Raw genomic sequence first — 17,580 nt, forward strand, 5'->3', positions numbered from 1 at the left:
GGAACCATCCTTGGGCCGGGAAATCCGGCGTCGATGGTTCGGAGGTAAACACGCGACGCCTGACGGCGATCTGAGCCGGGCGTTGTTTTCCGTTCAGCTAGCTGACGGTCGGTTCAGGCGGCGTGGGTCTGGCCGGACGCGCCGGTGGCGGCGTCGTTGAGGGCGTTGCTGATCGCCTCGTAGAGCTTGGCGATCTCGATGGGCTTGGCCACCAGGCCGTCCATGCCGGCGGCGGTGTACTCGGCGAGCTGGTGGCCCATGGCGTTGGCGGTGAGCGCGATGATCGGCGTCCGCGGCCGGCCCTGCTTCTTCTCGGCGAGACGGATGGCGCGCGCGGCCTCGACGCCGTCCATCACCGGCATCTGGATGTCCATCAGGATCAGGTCGTAGCCGCCAACCCGCCACGCCTCCACCGCCTGCTCGCCGTCGGGCACGATGTCGATGTCGATGCCCAGCGAGTTCATCACCGCCGCCAGCACCTGGCGGTTGGTGGGGTTGTCCTCGGCGGCCAGGAGGCGGATGCCGGCGTCGTGCTCGGCTTCCGCGGCCGCCGGGGCGGCGCTGGCGTCGCCGTGCTGCAGCGGCAGCTCGACCGTGAAGACGGAGCCCTTGCCCTCGCGGCTCTCCACCACGATCGACCCGCCCATCATCTGAGTGAGCTCGCGGCAGATGGCGAGGCCCAGGCCCGTGCCGCCGAAGCGGCGGGTGGCCGAGTTGTCGGCCTGGGTGAACTTCTCGAACAGGCCGGGCAGCTTCTCCGGGGCGATGCCGACGCCGGTGTCGCGCACCACCAGGCGCAGGGCGCCGGTGTCGGGATTCACGTCGACACGCGCCTCCACCGCGCCGGCCGGCGTGAACTTCACCGCGTTGGACAGCAGGTTGCCGAGGATCTGGCGCAGCCGCTCGGGATCGCCGCGCCACCAGCCGGCGGCGTTCGGATCGACCGCGAGCTGGAAGTCCAGCCCCTTGGCCGCCGCCTCGGCGGCGTGGGCCTGGGCGGCGGCGGCGATGGTGGCCTCCAGCTCGAAGTCGTCGCGCGCAAGGGTGAGCTTGCCGGCTTCGATCTTCGAGAGGTCGAGGACGTCATTGAGCACCGCCAGCAGCAGGGCCCCCGACTGGCGGATGATCTCGAGGCGGTCGCGCTGGGTCTTGGCGAGCTCGCCCATGGCCATCACGTCGGCCATGGCCAGCACGCCGTTCAGCGGCGTGCGGATCTCGTGGCTCATGTTGGCCAGGAACTGGGTCTTCAGCACGTTGGCGGCGTTGGCGGCGTCGCGCGCCTGCTCCAGCTCGCGCATGGCGCGCTTCAGGTCGTCCTCCCGCTCGCCGAGCTTGCCCAGCAGGTGGTTGAAGCTCTCGTTGAGGCTCTGGAACAGCTCGTCCTGGGCCTGCACCGCCACGGGCGCGAAGCTGCCGCCGGCGGCCACCTCGTGCATCGCCTCCGACAGGCTCTGCACCGGCGCGATCACCCGGCGGGCCAGGCTGCGGGCCAGGAACAGGGCCACCCCGATCCCGCCGAACAGCAGGGCGAAGGTGAGGGCGATGAACTGCGGCAGGAGGGGCCGCAGCGAGGGCGACTCCACCGTCATGGTCAGCCGCCCGACCCGGCGGCCATTGTCGACCACCTCGGCGCCGATGCGGTGCGACGGCGCCCGCGTGGGCCCGCCGGCCCGGTGGTAGGCGGCGAGCGGCCGGCCGGTATTGTCCGACAGCGTGGCGGAGACCACCCGCTCGCTGGCGGAGAGCGCCGCCATGGGCGCGCGCAGCTTCTTCAGGTCGCCGTCGGCCACCGCCTCGGAGGCGGTCTGGGCGGTGATGTGCGCCAGCGACTGGTGGATCTGGTAGGACTGGGTCTTCGCGACCGCCCACTGCTGCAGCATGAACGTCAGGCAGGCGGCCACCAGCACGACCATGGTCGTGATGAGGCCGACGCTCGCGACGCGGGCGTGGAAACTGGCGACGGGAGCCCGGTCGTTCTGGCCGGCGGCTGGGGTCACGGGGCGCTCGCGTGGGGCGGCAGGGAACCTCCGCAATAGCCCGATAATCCTAACGGAACGCTTCCGCGCGAGCCCGCCGCAGCCGGGGGTTGTTCGCTCCCGACGCGCAATTGCTCGTGCAGCGGGAGAATCTGTGCCCCCCGCGCCACGATGCAACTCCTGGCGGTGAGATTTATGGTCAATGAATCATGAACCGCGTGGATCGAGCTTCACCTTTGATTTACCCTGCTCGACCGTGGGTAGGCTCAAATGAGGGGTGTTCGATGGAGAAGGTTTTCGTGGCCCAGAAGGTGGCGAACAAGCTGTTCGCGACCGAGGCCGCCGTGGACGGCGCGCTCGCCGAGGCCGCCGAGCTGATGAGCGTCATGCTCGCGGCGCGGAAGGACGTGAACACCTCGCTGGTGTTCGCCGACGACGCGCAGGCCAAGCTGATGGACGCGATGAAGGCGCTGAGCGAGGCGCGCACCGCCATGGTGGGCGTGCACAACGAGCTCAACGACGCCAAGCTGCGGCTCGGCATCCGCACGAAGATGAGCGGCATGGACAAGCCGCCGTCCGGCGCGGTGACCACCGAGGTCACCATGCGTGAGGTCGGCTGACCTCAGGGTTGCAACTAATTAACTGGTGTCGCGCCTCTAGTTCCCGCTAGGGGCGCGATGTCATGTCCAACATCAGGATCGGCCTGCTCGTAGACGTCTTCCTCGTGCTCGGCGCGATCTTCGCGCTGTGGAAGGGCGGTCGGGCGGAACGTGCGGCGGCCGTGGTGGTGCTCGCCAACGTCGCCGTGGCGCGCATCTTCGGCTGGATGTCGCCCGAGATCAGTCCGCTGATCTGGCTCTGCAACGACGGCGTCGCGGCGCTCGCCCTGCTGTTCATCACCATCAACTTCGCGGCGCCCTGGATGGGCGGGGTGATGCTGTTCTTCGCCGCCCAGTTCGCCCTGCACTCCTACTACCTGGTGAACCAGCGGCCGTTCGACTTCACCACCGCCCTGGTGAACAACCTCAACTGGACGGGCATCACCTGGTGCCTGATCATCGGCGCGAGCCTGGCCTGGCGCCGGCGGCTCCGCGCCCGCGCCGCAGCCTAGGTCGCCGGGCTGCGGCCCGGCGCCGCTCACGGCGCATTTCGGAACATTTCGCTTGCGCCCCGGCCGGAACGGAGGTTTCTGGCCCGCGGGCCACGCCCTCCCAACGGGGCGCTGCCCATCTGCAAGGATGGGAGACATCGCAGTGACTACGACTCCGCCGAAGCCGGCCATGCGCCCGGCTCGTCCCGAATTCTCGTCCGGCCCGTGCGCCAAGCGCCCCGGATGGACCCCCGAAAACCTCTCCGGCGCAGTGCTCGGGCGGTCGCACCGTTCGAAGCTCGGCAAGTCGCGCCTGAAGGAGGCGATCGACCGCACCCGCGAGGTGCTGGAGGTCCCCGACGACTTCCTGATCGGCATCGTCCCGGGCTCCGACACCGGCGCCGTCGAGATGGCGATGTGGTCCATGCTGGGCCAGCGGCCGGTGCAGCTCCTCGCCTTCGAATCGTTCGGCAAGGACTGGGTCACCGACGTGACCAAGCAGCTCAAGATCGAGGCCGAGGTGCTGTCGGCGGACTATGGCCAGCTCCCCGACCTGACGAAGGTCCGCAAGGACGCCGACCTGGTGTTCACCTGGAACGGCACCACCTCGGGCGTGCGCGTGCCGAACGCCGACTTCATCGCCGAGGATCGCGAGGGGATCGTCATCTGCGACGCCACCTCAGCGGCCTTCGCCCAGACGCTCGACTGGGCGAAGCTCGATGTGGTCACCTTCTCCTGGCAGAAGGCCTTGGGCGGCGAGGGCGCGCACGGCGTGCTGATCCTCGGCCCCCGCGCGGTCGCCCGGCTGGAGAGCTACAGCCCGCCCTGGCCGATGCCGAAGCTCTTCCGCATGACCAAGGGCGGCAAGGTCAACCTCGAGATCTTCGAGGGCTCCACCATCAACACGCCCTCCATGCTGTGCGTTGAGGACTACCTGGACGCGCTGAAGTGGGCGGCGGGGATCGGCGGCCTGGCCGAGATGAAGCGCCGCGCCGACGCCAACCTCGCGGTGCTCGACGCCTGGGCGGCGAAGACCCCCTGGGTGGCCTTCCTGGCCGAGGACCCCGCGACGCGGTCCAACACCTCCGTCTGCCTGAAGGTGGTGGACCCCGAGGTGACCGCGCTCGCCGCCGATGCGCAGGCGGACTTCGCCAAGAAGCTGGCCTCGCTGCTGGAGAAGGAAGGCGTGGCCCTCGACGTGGGCGGCTACCGCGACGCGCCTCCGGGCCTGAGGATCTGGTGCGGCGCGACGGTGGACACCGCCGACGTGGATGCGCTGACGCCCTGGCTCGACTGGGCCTTCGCCACCGTCGCCGCCGACCTGCAGCCGGCCGCCTGACCGCAGGCTCGCGCCTGCTTCCCCAACGACGAGCCTCCCGTGACCGCACGGGAGGACTCCCTCTCCTGAAGGAGACTATCCAATGCCCCGCGTGCTCATCGCCGACAGCCTGTCGCCCGCCGCCGTCGCCATTTTCAAGGACCGCGGCGTCGACGTGGACGTGAAGACCGGCCTGCCCAAGGACGAACTGCTCAAGATCATCGGCGACTACGACGGCCTCGCCGTCCGCTCCGCCACCAAGGCCGACAAGGACGTGCTGGCCGCCGCCAAGAACCTGAAGGTGATCGGCCGGGCCGGCATCGGCGTGGACAACATCGACGTCCCCGCCGCCACCGCGGCCGGCGTGGTGGTCATGAACACGCCCTTCGGCAACTCCATCACCACCGCCGAGCACGCCATCGCCATGATGTTCGCGCTCGCCCGCCAGCTCCCCGCCGCCGACGCCTCCACCCAGGCCGGCAAGTGGGAGAAGAACCGCTTCATGGGCGTCGAGCTCTACGGCAAGACGCTCGGCCTGATCGGCGCGGGCAACATCGGCGGCATCGTGGCCGACCGCGCCAACGGCCTGAAGATGCACGTGGTCGCCTACGACCCCTTCCTGTCGCCGGAACGCGCGGTGGAGATCGGCGTCGAGAAGGTCGAGCTCGACGAGCTGCTGAAGCGCGCCGACATCATCACCCTGCACACGCCGCTCACCGACAAGACCCGCAACATCCTGTCGGCCGAGAACCTGAAGAAGACCAAGAAGGGCGTGATGATCATCAACTGCGCCCGCGGCGGGCTGGTGGACGAGGCGGCGCTGCGCAAGCTGCTGGACGAGGGCCACGTGGGCGGCGCCGCCTTCGATGTCTTCGTGCAGGAGCCGGCCAAGGAGAACCCCCTGTTCGGCGCGCCGAACTTCATCGCCACGCCGCACCTGGGCGCCTCCACCAACGAGGCCCAGGAGAACGTCGCCCTGCAGGTCGCCGAGCAGATGAGCGACTACCTGCTCACCGGCGCCGTCACCAATGCGCTGAACAGCCCGTCGGTCACGGCGGAAGAGGCGCCGCGCCTGAAGCCCTTCGTGGCCCTGGCGGAGAAGCTCGGCGCCCTGGCTGGCCAGATGGTCGACTACGGCATCAAGGGCATCGACATCGCCTACGAGGGCCAGGTCGCGACGCTGAACACCAAGCCGCTGACCGCCGCGGCGCTGGCCGGCGTCATGCGCCCGATGCTGGCCGAGGTGAACATGGTCTCGGCCCCGGCCATCGCGAAGGAGCGCGGCATCTCCGTCTCGGAGTCCAAGCAGGAGGACTCGCCGATCTACGAGAGCCTGATGCGGATCTCGATCGAGACCGAGAAGGGCCGCCGCGGCTTCGCCGGCTCGGTGCTGGCCGGCGCCCCGCGGATCGTGGAGGTGAAGGGCATGGACCTCGACGCGCCGTTCTCGCCGCGCATGCTCTACGTCAACAACCTCGACAAGCCCGGCTTCATCGGCGCCCTGGGCGCCCTGCTGGCCGACGCGGACGTGAACATCGCCACGTTCAACCTCGGCCGGGTCACCGTGGGCCAGGACGCCATCGCCATGGTCGGCGTCGACCAGGACGCCTCCCAGGATCTGCTCGCCAGGATCCAGGCCCTGCCGCACGTCAAGGAAGCGCGGCTGCTGAAGTTCTGAACCATTGGTCCTCCCCCGCCGGGGGAGGGCGGCTACGCACCGGTTGAGGGGGCGCTCGAACCTCTGAGCTGACCCCCTCGTCGCTTCGCGACAGCTCCCCCGATGGGGGAGCAACTGCTTCGCTATCCCCCGCTCAGCGCGCCGAAGATCAACAGCTCGTCGGCGTCGCGCAGCGGGCGCCGGACGTCGCGGGTCTCCTCCATCCCGACGAACAGGCGCATGTGCCGGCGCACCCGGTCCTGCTCGTCGATCACCCGGAATTTCAGGCCGGGGAAGCGGCGGTCCACGTCGTCGAGCACCGCATCCACGGTCGCGCCCGCCGCCTCCAGCCGCGTCTCGCCGCCGGTGTAGGCGGTGAGCTGCGAGGGGATCAGCACCCGCACCATCAGACCGGCGCCGCCACGACCGAGTAGATCTCGGGCAGGTGGCCGGCGATCTGGCGCCAGCTCTCGCCCTCGTCGCCGCTCATCCACACCTCGCCGCCGGTGGTGCCGAGGTAGAGGCCCTGCGGATCGTGCCCGTCGGCGCAGAACGCCTGTCGCTTGACGGTGAACCAGCCCTGCTCGGTCGGGAAGCCGCGGTCCTGCCGCTCCCAGCTCGCACCCCCATCGCGGGTCCGGTAGACGGCCGGCCGGCCGCCAGGGCTGACCCGCGGCCACACGTCCGTCCCGTCCATGGGGAACACCCAGGCGGTCTCGGCGCAGCGGGCGTGCGGCACGATCGAGAAGCCGATGTCACCCACCTCAGGCGGCATGGCTCGGCCGATCCGCACCCAGTCCTCGCCGGGCCGGTCCAGCCGGTAGATGCCGCAGTGGTTCTGCTGCCAGATCCGGTCGGGGTTGGTCGGCGCGAGCGCGATCTGGTGGCTGTCCTGCCCGTACTCGGGATAGGGGTCCGGCAGGAAGTTCGCTTCGACGTTGCGGTTGAGCGGCCGCCAGGTGTCGCCCTGGTCGGTGGTCTCGAGCACCCCGGCCGAGCAGGTCGCCAGATACATGTGGCGGGCGTCGCGGGGATCGATGCAGATCCCGGCCACGATGGCGCCGTCGGGCGTGCCGCCGTCCGGCGGCAGCCAGTCCATGATCCTGGGGTGCTCGTTCAGGCCCGCGACGCTCTCCCAGGTCTCGCCGCCATCGGCGCTGCGGAACAGGCCCGGCGGGGAGGTGGCGGCCCACCAGACCCCAGGCTCCCTGACATGCCCCGGTTCGAGCCAGAAGGTGTGGTTCACCGAGCGGCCGTGCGGGTCGCCCTTGGGGAAGGCCGGCGGCCGGGCCGCCTCGGCCCAGGTCTCTCCACCGTCCGTGGACCGGAAGATGGTCGGCCCGAGATGGCCGGTGGACGCGGCCATGAGCAGGGTGCGGCCGTCCCGCGGATCGAGGACGAGATGGTTGACGATGGTCCCGAGGAAGATCGGCCCCTGCGCCCGCCATGCCTGGCGATCGGGGTCGCTGCGGTAGATCCAGGCGCCCTTGCGGGTGCCGATGAGCAGTTGGGTTGCTTGCCGCATGTGTCACACCTCCCGCCCCAAGGACGTCCGAGGTCGTCGGTTTCCGACAACGCCGGGGCAGCTTCCGGCCGCCGCGGCCCGCCGTCAAACCCGCCCGAACGTGACACATCCTTAAGTTGCCCGCAGGGGGCCGCCCACAGACAGTGGCCAAGCTTGGCTTTGGCCTTGCCGGGGCGCGGGGCGTGCGCCACGATCTACAAACGTAATTTCGAAGTCGGGGTTCTCTTGAAGCGCGTTCTTCTCGCCTTGGCCTCTCCGGCCCTGCTGTTCGCCGGGACGGCCTCGGCCCAGCCTGCCGCACAGTCCCCCAGGTCCCCGCCGGCTGCGCCCAAGGGGGAGGCGAAGACGGTGGGCGAGGTGGTGGTCAGCGGGGCTGCGCCGGACGTGCGCACCTCCATCGATCGCACCAGCTACAACGTGTCCAAGGATCTGCAGTCGGCCACCGGCTCCATCGGCGACGCCCTGCGCAACGTGCCCTCCGTCGAGGTGGACGTGCAGGGCAACGTCAGCCTGCGCGGCGATCCGAACGTCACCATCATGATCGACGGCAAGCCGTCGGGCATGTTCAAGGGCGAAGGCCGCGCCGCCGCCCTGCAGAGCCTGCCGGCCGACCAGATCGAGCGGGTGGAGGTGATCACCAATCCCTCGGCCGCGTTCAACCCGGAGGGCGGCGCCGGCGTCATCAACCTGATCACCAAGAAGAGCCGCAAGCCGGGGTACTCCGGCTCGCTGCGCGGCAACTACGGCACCGAGGGCCGCTGGAACACGGGGCTGAGCGGCGGTTACAACTCGGCCCGCCTGAGCCTGTCCGGCGACATCTCCTACCGGCAGGATCCGCAGAAGTTCTGGTCCCGGGGCGAGCGCGAGGTGGTGGACGCCGCCACCGGCGCCGCGCTCCGCAGCCTGGACGACAGCTCGAACCGCGGCGACGGCGAGATTCTCAACACCCGCGGCAGCCTGGACTACGACCTCGACAAGGCGACCCGCCTCAGCCTCGAGGCGCGCTACGTCGACATGCAGGTGGATAACCAGATCTTCCAGCACTACGAGGTGGAGAACGCCGCCGGCGCGCTGGCCCGGCTGTTCGACCGGAGCGGAACCAACGTCTTTGGCCGCGAGAACGCCGAGGTGTCGGCGACGCTGCGCCGCAAGCTCGCCGGCGAGGACCACGAGCTGGTGGTCACAGGCAGCCTGGAGCGGACCGAGCTCGCCAGTCGTCGGCGGAGCCGGATCGTCAGCCCGGTCCCGCCGGCGCCCGATCTCCACGAGGCGGTGCGGTTCGACAACGTCTTCGACCAGGCGGAGGTGAAGGCCGACTACACGCGGCCGATGCCGCACGAGGGCAAGCTGAAGGCCGGCTACTACTTCCAGGCCGACGCCAACGACTACGACAACTTCGGCGCCCGCGGCGGGGCGGCGGACGATCTCGACGTCGTCCCCTCGCTCACCAACCGATTCACCTACGACCAGACGATCCACCAGGGCTACGCCACCTACGAGCAGCCGTTCGGCGACCTCACCGTCCTGGCCGGGGTGCGCCTGGAGCAGGTGGAGGTGGAGATCGAGGACGTCACCCAGGGCCAGCGGGGCGACAACGACTATGGGAAGGCCTACCCCAGCCTGCACCTCGCCTGGAAGCTGTCCGACGCGCAGCGGGTGACCGCCAGCTACAGCCGGCGCGTCCAGCGGCCGTCGCCGCAGGATCTCAATCCGTTCCGGGTCTACGTCGACGAGTTCAACTACCGGCAGGGCAACCCCAACCTCGATCCGCAGATCACCGATTCCTTCGAGGCCGCCTGGCAGCGGCGGGCCGGCGGCGCCTTCCTGCTGGCCACCGCCTACTACCGCCAGAGCCGCGACGGGGTCACCGACGTGGTCCGCGACCTGGGCGGCGGCGTGCTGCTGACCACCCGCGAGAACCTCGGCGAGAGCCGCGCCGCGGGGCTGGAGCTCACCGCCAATGGACGGCTGACGCCCAAGCTGACCTACAGCCTCAACGGCAACCTGGCCTGGAACGAGATCGACGGCTCGAGGCTCGGGTTCGTGGAGAAGCGGGACGGGACCTCGGTGGGCGGCCGCGCCACCCTGAACTGGCAGGTCACCGACCGCGACTTCCTGCAGCTCAACGGCTTCATGCACGGCGAGCGCCTGACGCCGCAGGGCTATCGCAAGGCGTCGGGCCTGCTGAACCTGGGCTACCGTCGCAAGGTGGACGACCAGCTTTCCTTCGTCGTCACCGTCCAGGACGTGCTGGACTCGTTCAAGGACGTGGTGGTGATCGACACGCCGACCCTGCGCGACCGCGTGGAGCGGGGCGGTAACGTCCGCGGCGTCTTCCTGGGCTTCACCTGGACCTTCGGCGGCCAGGGCCAGAAGCCCCGCGAGCCCGCCTTCGACTTCGGCGGCGGCGGCCCGCCGGGCTAGCGGCCCTGTTCCGGAGCGGGGGGCGTCAGGCCGGCGTGCTGACCTGGGTCACCGGCTGGATGTCGGTGAACTTGGCCACGTCGGCGAACACCTCGCCGGCCCGCGGGCTGGTCATCGAGGCCTGCAGGGCCGCGGCGTCGGCGAAGGTCAGGTGGGCCATGGCCACATAGGGCGGCTTGCCGCCGTCGGGCGTCGGCAGCCCCTGGAAGACCTGCACGCCGGTCAGGCCGGTGGCCCCGAAGGCCTCCTTCACCAGCGGGATATGGGTGGCGTTGTAGTACTCCTGGTCGAAGGACTTCCCGTCCGCGGAGGGGTAGAGGACGCTGAAGATCACGGCCATGGCGGCGCTCCCTTGCGGCCGCCTGTGAAGCCGGCGGCGTTTCGGCGGAGTTAGCCACGCGGCGGCGGCGAGCGCCATGGCGAAGCGGGGATCACGTTCCGGTGCGTCAGCTTGGCGGGGGGCCCGGGGAACTTGACTCCGGGGGCTCCGCGTTCCAGAACAAAACTGGAACGAAAGGAGTCCGCAAAGCCATGTCCGGATCTCGCTCAAGAGAGCTCGCCGCTCTCAAGGCGAAGGTCGCAGCCCTCGAGGCGGGCGGACGGGCGGACTCCGACTCCCTACCCTTCGGCGCGGCGGAAATCGACTCCTGCCTGCCGGGCGCAGGCCTGCCGCTCGCCCGCTGGCACGAGCTGGTCTGCGACGGCATGGAGACCGAGACCGCCGCCGCGCCGGCCGCGGTCGCCGCCCTGATGGCCGCCCCGCTGGCCCGCCGGGGCGAGGCCGTGTGGGTGACCCGCCGGGACGACCTGTGGGCCCCCGGCCTGGCCGGGCTGGGCTTCCCGCCCGAGCGGTTGATCCAGGTCTGCGCCCGCGACGAGGCCGAGGCGCTGGCGGTGATGGAGGACGCGCTGGCCACCGTCGGCGTGGCCGCCGTCATGGGCGAGGTGGAGGCGGTGGACCTCACCGCCGGCCGACGGCTGCAGCTCGCCTGCGAGAAGCTGGGCGCCACGGGCTTCCTGATCCGCCGCCGCCCCTACGGCGGCCAGGCCCGGCGGGAGGCCTCGGGCTCTGCCGCCGCCACCCGCTGGCGGGTGGCCTCCGCGCCGTCCGAACCCGCGTCGGGTGAGTTCGGCCTGGGCGCCCCGCGCTTCCGTCTGGCGCTGGAGCGCTGCCGCGGCGGTCGCACCGGCGCCTGGATCGTGGAGGCGGCGGGCGCCTATTGCATGGAGGCAGGAGATGTCGCGCATCCTCTGCGCCTGGTCGCCGACCTGGGCGATCTTGGCGTGGCGCCGGCGCAATCCGACCGCCGCGCCGCCTGACGGCCAGCCGTTCGCCCTGCTGGAGAACGTGCGCGGCGCGCGCCGCCTCGCCGCCGTGGACGAGGCGGGACTGCGGCTCGGCCTACGCCCCGGCCAGAAGGCCACCGACGCCATGGCGCTGGTCCCGGAACTCGCCACCGCCGACGCCGAGCCGGAAGCCGACGCCGCGGCCCTGACCGCGCTCGTCGACTGGTGCGTGCGCTTCTCGCCGGCCGTCGCGCCCGACCGCCCCGACGGCCTGTTTCTCGACATCTCGGGCGTCGACCACCTGTGGGGCGGCGAGGCGGAGATGATGGCCGACCTCCAGCAGCGGCTCGCCGGCTCGGGCCTGCCGTTCCGCTGCGCCGTGGCCGACACGCCCGGCGCGGCCTGGGCGCTGGCCCACTTCGCCGGCGACGGGACGATCGCCCCGTCCGGCGCCCACCGGGACCTGCTGGCGCCCCTGCCGCCGGCGGCGCTCCGGCTCGACGCCGAGGCCGCCGCCCAGATCGAGCGCCTCGGCCTCCGCACGCTCGGCCAGATCCTCGACCTGCCCCGCGCCCCCTTCGGACGGCGGTTCGGCCAGGCGGCGCTGATGCGGCTCGACCAGGCGCTCGGCCACACCAAGGAGGCCCTGGCCTTCCGCCGCCCGCCCTCGCCCTGGTTCGCCCGCCTGGCCTTCTTCGAGCCGATCAGCGCGCCCGAGGACATGGCTCGGGTGGCGCTCGACGTGACCGCCAAGCTCTGCGCCCGGCTGGAGCGGGATGGGCAGGGCGCGCGCCGGTTCGAGCTCTGCTTCCACCGGGTGGACGGCAAGGCCCTGCCGGTGGCGGTGGGCCTGTCGCTCCCCGGCCGCGACGCCCAGCGCATCGCCAAGCTGGTGACGCCCAAGCTCGAGACGGTGGACCCGGGCTTCGGCGTCGAGGTGGTGACCATCGCCGCCTGGGAGGTGGAGCGGGTCTCCGGCCGCCAGGCCAAGCTCGACGCCCGCCGCGACGCCGCGGTGGAGGACGGCCTGGCACCCCTGGTGGACCGGCTGGTCAACCGGCTGGGCGAGGACCGCGTCTGGCGCGCCGCGCCGGTGGAGAGCCACGTGCCCGAGCTGTCGGTCGGCCGCCGGGGGCCGCTGGCCGCCGCGGGACCGGCGCGGCCGTGGGATCCGGAGACGCCGCGGCCGGTGCGCCTGTTCCGCCGGCCCGAGCCGCTGGAGGGCGTCATCGCGCTGACCCCCGACGATCCGCCCAACCAGTTCCGCTGGCGCGGCCGCACCCACCGCGTCCGCCGCGCCGAAGGGCCCGAGCGGGTGGGCGAGGAGTGGTGGAAGCGCGAGATCGCGGAGGTCTCGGTAGGCCACGTGCGCGACTACTACCGGGTGGAGGACCAGGACGGCGCCCGCTTCTGGGTGTTCCGCGCCGGCCTCTATGAACCCGGCCAGCCGGCGAAGTGGTGGCTCCACGGGCTGTTCGGATGAGCGGCGCAAGATGACCCGCTACGCCGAGCTGCAGGCGACCACCAACTTCTCGTTCCTGCGGGGCGCGTCGCACCCGCACGAACTGGTGGCCGGGGCCGACGCCCTGGGCATGGAAGCCGTCGGGATCTGCGACCGCAACACCCTGGCCGGCGTGGTGCGGGCCTGGTCGGCCATGGAGAAGCTGAAGGCCGGGGGCTCGCAGATCCGCGCGCTCACCGGCTGCCGGCTGGACTTCGCCGACGCCACGCCCAGCCTGCTGGTCTATCCGACCGACCGGGAGGCCTATGGCCGGCTCACCCGCCTGCTGACGCTCGGCCAGCGCCGGGCCGACAAGGGCGAGTGCGTGCTGCGCTGGGACGACCTCCTCGACCACGCCGAGGGCCAGCTCGTGCTGGTGGTCCCGCCCGAGCGGCTGGACGAGGCCTTCGCCGCCGACCTGCGCCGCATCTCAGGCGAGCTGCCCGACGTTTGGCTGGCGGCGGCCCGGCGCTACGGGGCCCGCGACCTGAAGCGGCTGTCGCAGCTCTCGGCCCTGGCCCAGGCGCACGGCGCCCCCATGGTGGCCACCAACGACGTGCTCTACCACGGCCCCGAGCGGCGGCCCCTGCAGGACGTGCTCACCTGCATCCGCGAGACCTGCACCCTCCAGGAGGCGGGCCTCAGGCTCGAGGCCAACGCCGAGCGCCACCTGAAGTGGCCCGAGGAGATGGCGCGCCTGTTCGCGAAGTTCCCGGGCGCGGTGGAGCGCAGCGTCGAGATTGCCGGCCGCATCGGCTTCGACCTCTCCCAGCTCCGCTACGAATACCCCGACGAGCCGGTGCCGCCGGGCAAGAGCCCCATGCAGCACCTGCGCGACCTGACCTGGCAGGGCGCGGCCTGGCGGTTCCCGGCCGGCGTACCCGACAAGGAGCGCCGGGTGATCGCGCACGAGCTCGAGCTGATCGAGAAGCTCGACTTCCCGAACTATTTCCTCACCGTCCACGACATCGTCCGCTGGGCGCGCGAGCAGGGCATCCTCTGCCAGGGCCGCGGCTCGGCGGCCAACTCCTGCGTCTGCTTCTGCCTGGGCATCACCGCCGTCGACCCCACCAAACCCGACCAGGACCTGCTGTTCTCTCGGTTCATCTCCGAGAAGCGCGGCGAGCCGCCCGACATCGACGTCGACTTCGAGCACGAGCGGCGCGAGGAGGTGATGCAGTACGTCTACCACCGCTACGGCCGGGAGAAGGCGGCCATCGTCGCCACCGTCATCCACTACCGGCCACGCATGGCGATCCGCCAGGTGGGTAAGGCGCTCGGCCTCACCGAGGACATCACCGCCGCGCTCGCCGGCACCGTCTGGGGCTCCTACGGCGACGGGGTGCCGGACGCTCACATCCGCCAGGCCGGTCTCGACCCCGACGCGCCGGAGATCCGCCGGGCCACGGCGCTGGCCCAGGAGCTGCTGGGCTTTCCGCGCCACCTCTCCCAGCACGTGGGCGGCTATGTGCTGACCAAGCGCCGGCTCGACGAGACCGTCCCCATCGGCAACGCGGCCATGGAGGACCGCACCTTCATCGAGTGGGACAAGGACGACATCGATGCGCTCGGCCTGATGAAGGTGGACGTGCTGGCGCTCGGCATGCTGACGGCGCTGAAGAAGAGCTTCGACCTGCTGCCGCCGCTGCCCGACGGCACGGTGATCCGCGACATCGCCCACATCCCGCAGGAGGAGCCGGGCGTCTACGAGATGCTCAGCCGGGCCGATTCCGTGGGCGTCTTCCAGGTGGAGAGCCGGGCGCAGATGTCGATGCTGCCCAGGATGAGGCCCAACAAGTTCTACGACCTGGTGATCGAGGTGGCGATCGTCCGGCCAGGACCGATCCAGGGCGACATGGTCCACCCCTATCTGCGGCGGCGCGAGGGCAAGGATCCGGTCTCCTATCCCGCGCCGCATCCCGACCACGGCCGGCCCGACGAGCTGGCCAACATCCTCAGGAAGACCCTCGGCGTGCCGCTCTTCCAGGAGCAGGCCATGCGCATCGCCATCGAGGCGGCGAAGTTCTCCGAGGCCGACGCCGACGGCCTGCGCCGGTCCATGGCCACCTTCCGCCACTACGGCAACGTCGGCGAGTACGGGGTGAAATTCGTCGAGGGCATGGTCGCCCGCGGCTACGATCCGGAGTTCGCCCAGCGCTGCTTCCACCAGATCGAGGGCTTCGGCTCCTACGGCTTCCCGGAGAGCCACGCGATCAGCTTCGCCCTGCTGGTCTATGCGTCGGCCTGGGTGAAGTGGAAGCACCCGGACGCCTTCCTGGCCGCCCTGCTGAACGCCCAGCCCATGGGCTTCTACCAGCCGGCCCAGCTAGTCCGCGACGCCCGCGAGCACGGGGTCGAGGTGCGCGCCCCCGACGTCATGTTCTCCGACTGGGACTGCACGCTCGAGGCGAAGGACGATCCGCGCCTGCCGCACAGGCCGGTGCGCCTGGGCTTCCGCCAGATCAAGGGGCTGAAGAAGGAGGAGGCCGAGCGAATCCCGCAGGCCCGCGCCGCGGGCGCGGCAAGCGTCGAGGACTTCGCGCTCCGCGCCGGGCTCTCGCGTCGGTCGCTGGAGCTGCTGGCCGAGGCCGACGCCTTCCGCTCGCTGGGCCTCGACCGCCGGGCCGCGCTCTGGGCGGTGAAGGGCCTGGCCGACGAGATCGGGGCCGCCGACAAGGCTCCGCTGCTGGCCGGCGGGGTGAAGGAACAGCAGGTGCAGCTCCCCTTCATGAGCCTGCCCAAGCAGGTGGCCGAGGACTACCGCACCACCAGCCTGTCGCTGCGCACCCATCCCGTGGCCTTCTACCGCCGGGACCTGGACGCCCTGGGCGCCGTGCGCTGCGAGGCGCTGAAGGGGATGCGCGACCGCCGCCGCACCGCCGTCGGCGGCCTCGTCCTGGTGAGGCAGCGGCCCGGCACCGCCAAGGGCGTGGTCTTCCTGACGCTCGAGGACGAGACCGGCATCGCCAACGTGGTGGTCTGGAAGGACGCCTTCGAGGCCAACCGGCGGCTGGTGATGGGGGCGTCCTTCCTGCTCGTGGAAGGCCAGCTCCAGAAGGAGGGCGACGTCATCCACCTGGTGGCCCAGCGCTTCACCGACCTGTCGCACCGGCTTGCCGAGATGCGCGACGAGGAAGGCCCCGCCCCCGAGGTCCGCAGCCGCGTCACCGGCCGGCTGATCCGCAGCCGGGATTTCCATTGACCCGGCCCCGGCGCGCCCGAATGCTCCGTAGAACGACAACGGGAGGCTCGCCCATGCTCCGGATCATCCTCGCCGCCGCGGCGCTGCTTGCCGGCGGCGTGGCGTACGCCGCGCCCGTCCGGGCGAGGATCGACACCGGGGCCCTGGTGGGCGAGGCCACCGACCGGGCCCACGTCTTCCGCAACATCCCCTTCGCCGCCGCGCCGGTGGGGCCGCTCCGCTGGGCGCCGCCGCGTCCCGCCGCCGCCTGGACCGGCGAGCGCGACGCCACCAAGGCCGGCCCCTCCTGCCCGCAGCCGATGAACGCCGACGGCTCGCCAAACTCCGGGGGCGCCAATGGCCCGACCTCCGAGGACTGCCTGCAGCTCAACGTCTATGCGCCGCAGGCGGCGAAGAAGGCGCCGGTGATGGTCTGGATCCACGGCGGCGCGCACCGCACGGGCGCCGGCTGGATCTACGACGGCTCGAACTTCGCCCGTGACGGCGTGGTGCTGGTGGCGATCAATTACCGCCTGGGCGCGCTCGGCTACTTCGCCCACCCGGCCCTGACCCGCGCCGCCGGGGCCGAGCCCACCGGCAACTTCGGCCTGATGGACCAGATCGCCGCCCTGCAATGGGTGAAGCGCAACATCGCGGCCTTCGGGGGCGATCCGGAGAACGTCACCGTCTTCGGCGAGAGCGCCGGCGGCATGTCCACCCTGGCCCTGCTGGCCACGCCCAAGGCGCGGGGCCTCTACCACAAGGCCATCGTCCAGTCCGGCCTGGGCTGGTTCGAGCCCGCCACCCTGGCCGACCAGGAGCGCAAGGGCGAGGCCGTCCTGCAGAAGGCCGGGGTCGCGGCCGCCACGGCCGAGGAGCTCCGCGCCCTGCCGGTGGCGACGATCGCGGCGCTGGACATGAGCTACGCTCCGTTCCCGGACGGCCGGCTGCTGCCCGAGACCGCCACCCAGGCCCTGGCCGCCGGCCGCTTCGCCGACGTGCCCCTCATCGTCGGCTCCAACTCCGGCGAGGACTCCCTGATGGGTCCCGGCCCGCTGCCGGCCAGCCGCCTGGCGCAGATCCCGCCGATCGCCCGCGCGCTCTACAAGGAGGAGGCCGCCGCCGGCGACGAAGCCCTGGCCCGCGCCCTGTTCACCGACCGGATCTTCACCGCCCCGGCCCGCTGGGTGGCGGCGAAGGCCGCGCCGGGGCAACCGGCCTTCCTCTACCACTTCTCCTACGTCGCCACCCGCATGCGCCCGGCGGTGACGAGCGCCGCCCATGCCGCCGAGATCCCCTATGTGTTCGAGTACTGGGGCCGGCGCACGCCGATGAGCGTGGTCTCCGACGAGGACCGGAGAATCGCGACGCTGATGCACGCCTGCTGGGTGAGCTTCGCCAAGACGTCGGCGCCCAGGTGCGGCGAGCCCGCCTGGCCGGCCTACCAGCCCACGGCCGACCAGCTCATGGCGTTCGGCACGGACAGCGGCGTGCGGACCAACTTCCGAAAGACCCGCCTCGACGCGCAGCAGGCGATCGCGCTTCCGACGCTGGGTCTCGCCGACCGCTAGACGAAGGCTCGCCGCGGCGGCCGAACTGATTCGCCAAGCGGCGCGTTCTC

General features: G+C 71.4%; 13 protein-coding genes. 9 read left to right on the forward strand and 4 right to left on the reverse strand.

Annotation, left to right across the window (positions count from 1 at the left end):
* Nucleotides 1–113: 113 nt before the first annotated feature.
* Complete coding sequence (locus ACE3Q8_RS13665) at nucleotides 114–1,997, reverse strand: ATP-binding protein (RefSeq protein WP_374470826.1); 1,884 nt, start codon at nucleotides 1,995–1,997, stop codon at nucleotides 114–116.
* A 263-nt stretch (nucleotides 1,998–2,260) separates the two neighbouring features.
* Here ACE3Q8_RS13665 and ACE3Q8_RS13670 point away from each other — a divergent pair, with 263 nt between their 5' ends.
* The 4 genes from ACE3Q8_RS13670 (at nucleotide 2,261) to serA (ending at nucleotide 6,062) form a co-directional block, all read left to right on the forward strand.
* Nucleotides 2,261–2,596 (forward strand): hypothetical protein, encoded by a 336-nt coding sequence (locus ACE3Q8_RS13670; RefSeq protein ID WP_374470827.1) that lies wholly within the window; start codon nucleotides 2,261–2,263, stop codon nucleotides 2,594–2,596.
* Nucleotides 2,597–2,658: 62 nt separating this feature from the next.
* Nucleotides 2,659–3,087, forward strand: coding sequence for a hypothetical protein (locus tag ACE3Q8_RS13675; protein WP_374470828.1), 429 nt, complete (start codon nucleotides 2,659–2,661; stop codon nucleotides 3,085–3,087).
* A 142-nt stretch (nucleotides 3,088–3,229) separates the two neighbouring features.
* Nucleotides 3,230–4,405: a phosphoserine transaminase gene (locus ACE3Q8_RS13680; RefSeq protein WP_374470829.1), complete on the forward strand. Its 1,176-nt coding sequence runs from the start codon at nucleotides 3,230–3,232 to the stop codon at nucleotides 4,403–4,405.
* Between the two features lie 82 nt (nucleotides 4,406–4,487).
* The gene (gene serA, locus ACE3Q8_RS13685; RefSeq protein ID WP_374470830.1) at nucleotides 4,488–6,062 is read left to right on the forward strand and encodes a phosphoglycerate dehydrogenase; all 1,575 of its coding nucleotides are present in this window, start codon (nucleotides 4,488–4,490) and stop codon (nucleotides 6,060–6,062) included.
* Between the two features lie 122 nt (nucleotides 6,063–6,184).
* Here the strand turns inward: serA and ACE3Q8_RS13690 are convergent, their stop codons facing one another.
* Nucleotides 6,185–6,448 carry a MoaD/ThiS family protein gene (locus ACE3Q8_RS13690; RefSeq protein ID WP_374470831.1) on the reverse strand — a complete coding sequence of 88 codons (264 nt, stop codon included), beginning with the start codon at nucleotides 6,446–6,448 and terminating at the stop codon, nucleotides 6,185–6,187.
* Nucleotides 6,448–7,566: a WD40/YVTN/BNR-like repeat-containing protein gene (locus ACE3Q8_RS13695; RefSeq protein ID WP_374470832.1), complete on the reverse strand. Its 1,119-nt coding sequence runs from the start codon at nucleotides 7,564–7,566 to the stop codon at nucleotides 6,448–6,450. The genes ACE3Q8_RS13690 and ACE3Q8_RS13695 overlap by 1 nt, the downstream gene beginning before the upstream one ends.
* A 225-nt stretch (nucleotides 7,567–7,791) precedes the next feature.
* Here ACE3Q8_RS13695 and ACE3Q8_RS13700 point away from each other — a divergent pair, with 225 nt between their 5' ends.
* Entirely contained in the window at nucleotides 7,792–9,990 is a 2,199-nt protein-coding gene (locus ACE3Q8_RS13700; RefSeq protein ID WP_374470833.1) for a TonB-dependent receptor domain-containing protein, read from the forward strand.
* A 25-nt stretch (nucleotides 9,991–10,015) separates the two neighbouring features.
* Here the strand turns inward: ACE3Q8_RS13700 and ACE3Q8_RS13705 are convergent, their stop codons facing one another.
* Nucleotides 10,016–10,330: an EthD family reductase gene (locus tag ACE3Q8_RS13705; protein WP_374470834.1), complete on the reverse strand. Its 315-nt coding sequence runs from the start codon at nucleotides 10,328–10,330 to the stop codon at nucleotides 10,016–10,018.
* Between the two features lie 191 nt (nucleotides 10,331–10,521).
* Between ACE3Q8_RS13705 and ACE3Q8_RS13710 the strand changes: the two genes are divergently transcribed.
* From ACE3Q8_RS13710 to ACE3Q8_RS13725, 4 genes are read left to right on the forward strand one after another with little or no spacing between them, the layout of a single operon-like run.
* Nucleotides 10,522–11,310: an ImuA family protein gene (locus ACE3Q8_RS13710; RefSeq protein WP_374470835.1), complete on the forward strand. Its 789-nt coding sequence runs from the start codon at nucleotides 10,522–10,524 to the stop codon at nucleotides 11,308–11,310.
* Nucleotides 11,228–12,760, forward strand: coding sequence for a DUF6504 family protein (locus ACE3Q8_RS13715; protein ID WP_374470836.1), 1,533 nt, complete (start codon nucleotides 11,228–11,230; stop codon nucleotides 12,758–12,760). Before ACE3Q8_RS13710 ends, ACE3Q8_RS13715 begins: the two co-directional genes overlap by 83 nt.
* Before the next feature lie 10 nt (nucleotides 12,761–12,770).
* Complete coding sequence (locus ACE3Q8_RS13720; RefSeq protein ID WP_374470837.1) at nucleotides 12,771–15,980, forward strand: error-prone DNA polymerase; 3,210 nt, start codon at nucleotides 12,771–12,773, stop codon at nucleotides 15,978–15,980.
* A 53-nt stretch (nucleotides 15,981–16,033) separates the two neighbouring features.
* On the forward strand, nucleotides 16,034–17,530 hold the full coding sequence (locus ACE3Q8_RS13725) for a carboxylesterase/lipase family protein (RefSeq protein ID WP_374470838.1): 1,497 nt from the start codon (nucleotides 16,034–16,036) through the stop codon (nucleotides 17,528–17,530).
* Nucleotides 17,531–17,580: the final 50 nt, after the last annotated feature.

The organism is Phenylobacterium sp., from assembly GCF_041913825.1.
In the GTDB taxonomy this organism is placed as follows: Bacteria; Pseudomonadota; Alphaproteobacteria; order Caulobacterales; family Caulobacteraceae; genus Phenylobacterium.

Bases quoted from the DNA above. Each gene is read 5' to 3' on its own strand.
- ACE3Q8_RS13690 (WP_374470831.1), bottom strand. From the start codon at position 6,448: ATGGTGCGGGTGCTGATCCCCTCGCAGCTCACCGCCTACACCGGCGGC.
- serA (WP_374470830.1), top strand. From the start codon at position 4,488: ATGCCCCGCGTGCTCATCGCCGACAGCCTGTCGCCCGCCGCCGTCGCC.
- ACE3Q8_RS13725 (WP_374470838.1), top strand. From the start codon at position 16,034: ATGCTCCGGATCATCCTCGCCGCCGCGGCGCTGCTTGCCGGCGGCGTG.
- ACE3Q8_RS13720 (WP_374470837.1), top strand. From the start codon at position 12,771: ATGACCCGCTACGCCGAGCTGCAGGCGACCACCAACTTCTCGTTCCTG.
- ACE3Q8_RS13710 (WP_374470835.1), top strand. From the start codon at position 10,522: ATGTCCGGATCTCGCTCAAGAGAGCTCGCCGCTCTCAAGGCGAAGGTC.
- ACE3Q8_RS13675 (WP_374470828.1), top strand. From the start codon at position 2,659: ATGTCCAACATCAGGATCGGCCTGCTCGTAGACGTCTTCCTCGTGCTC.
- ACE3Q8_RS13670 (WP_374470827.1), top strand. From the start codon at position 2,261: ATGGAGAAGGTTTTCGTGGCCCAGAAGGTGGCGAACAAGCTGTTCGCG.
- ACE3Q8_RS13715 (WP_374470836.1), top strand. From the start codon at position 11,228: ATGTCGCGCATCCTCTGCGCCTGGTCGCCGACCTGGGCGATCTTGGCG.
- ACE3Q8_RS13695 (WP_374470832.1), bottom strand. From the start codon at position 7,566: ATGCGGCAAGCAACCCAACTGCTCATCGGCACCCGCAAGGGCGCCTGG.
- ACE3Q8_RS13705 (WP_374470834.1), bottom strand. From the start codon at position 10,330: ATGGCCGTGATCTTCAGCGTCCTCTACCCCTCCGCGGACGGGAAGTCC.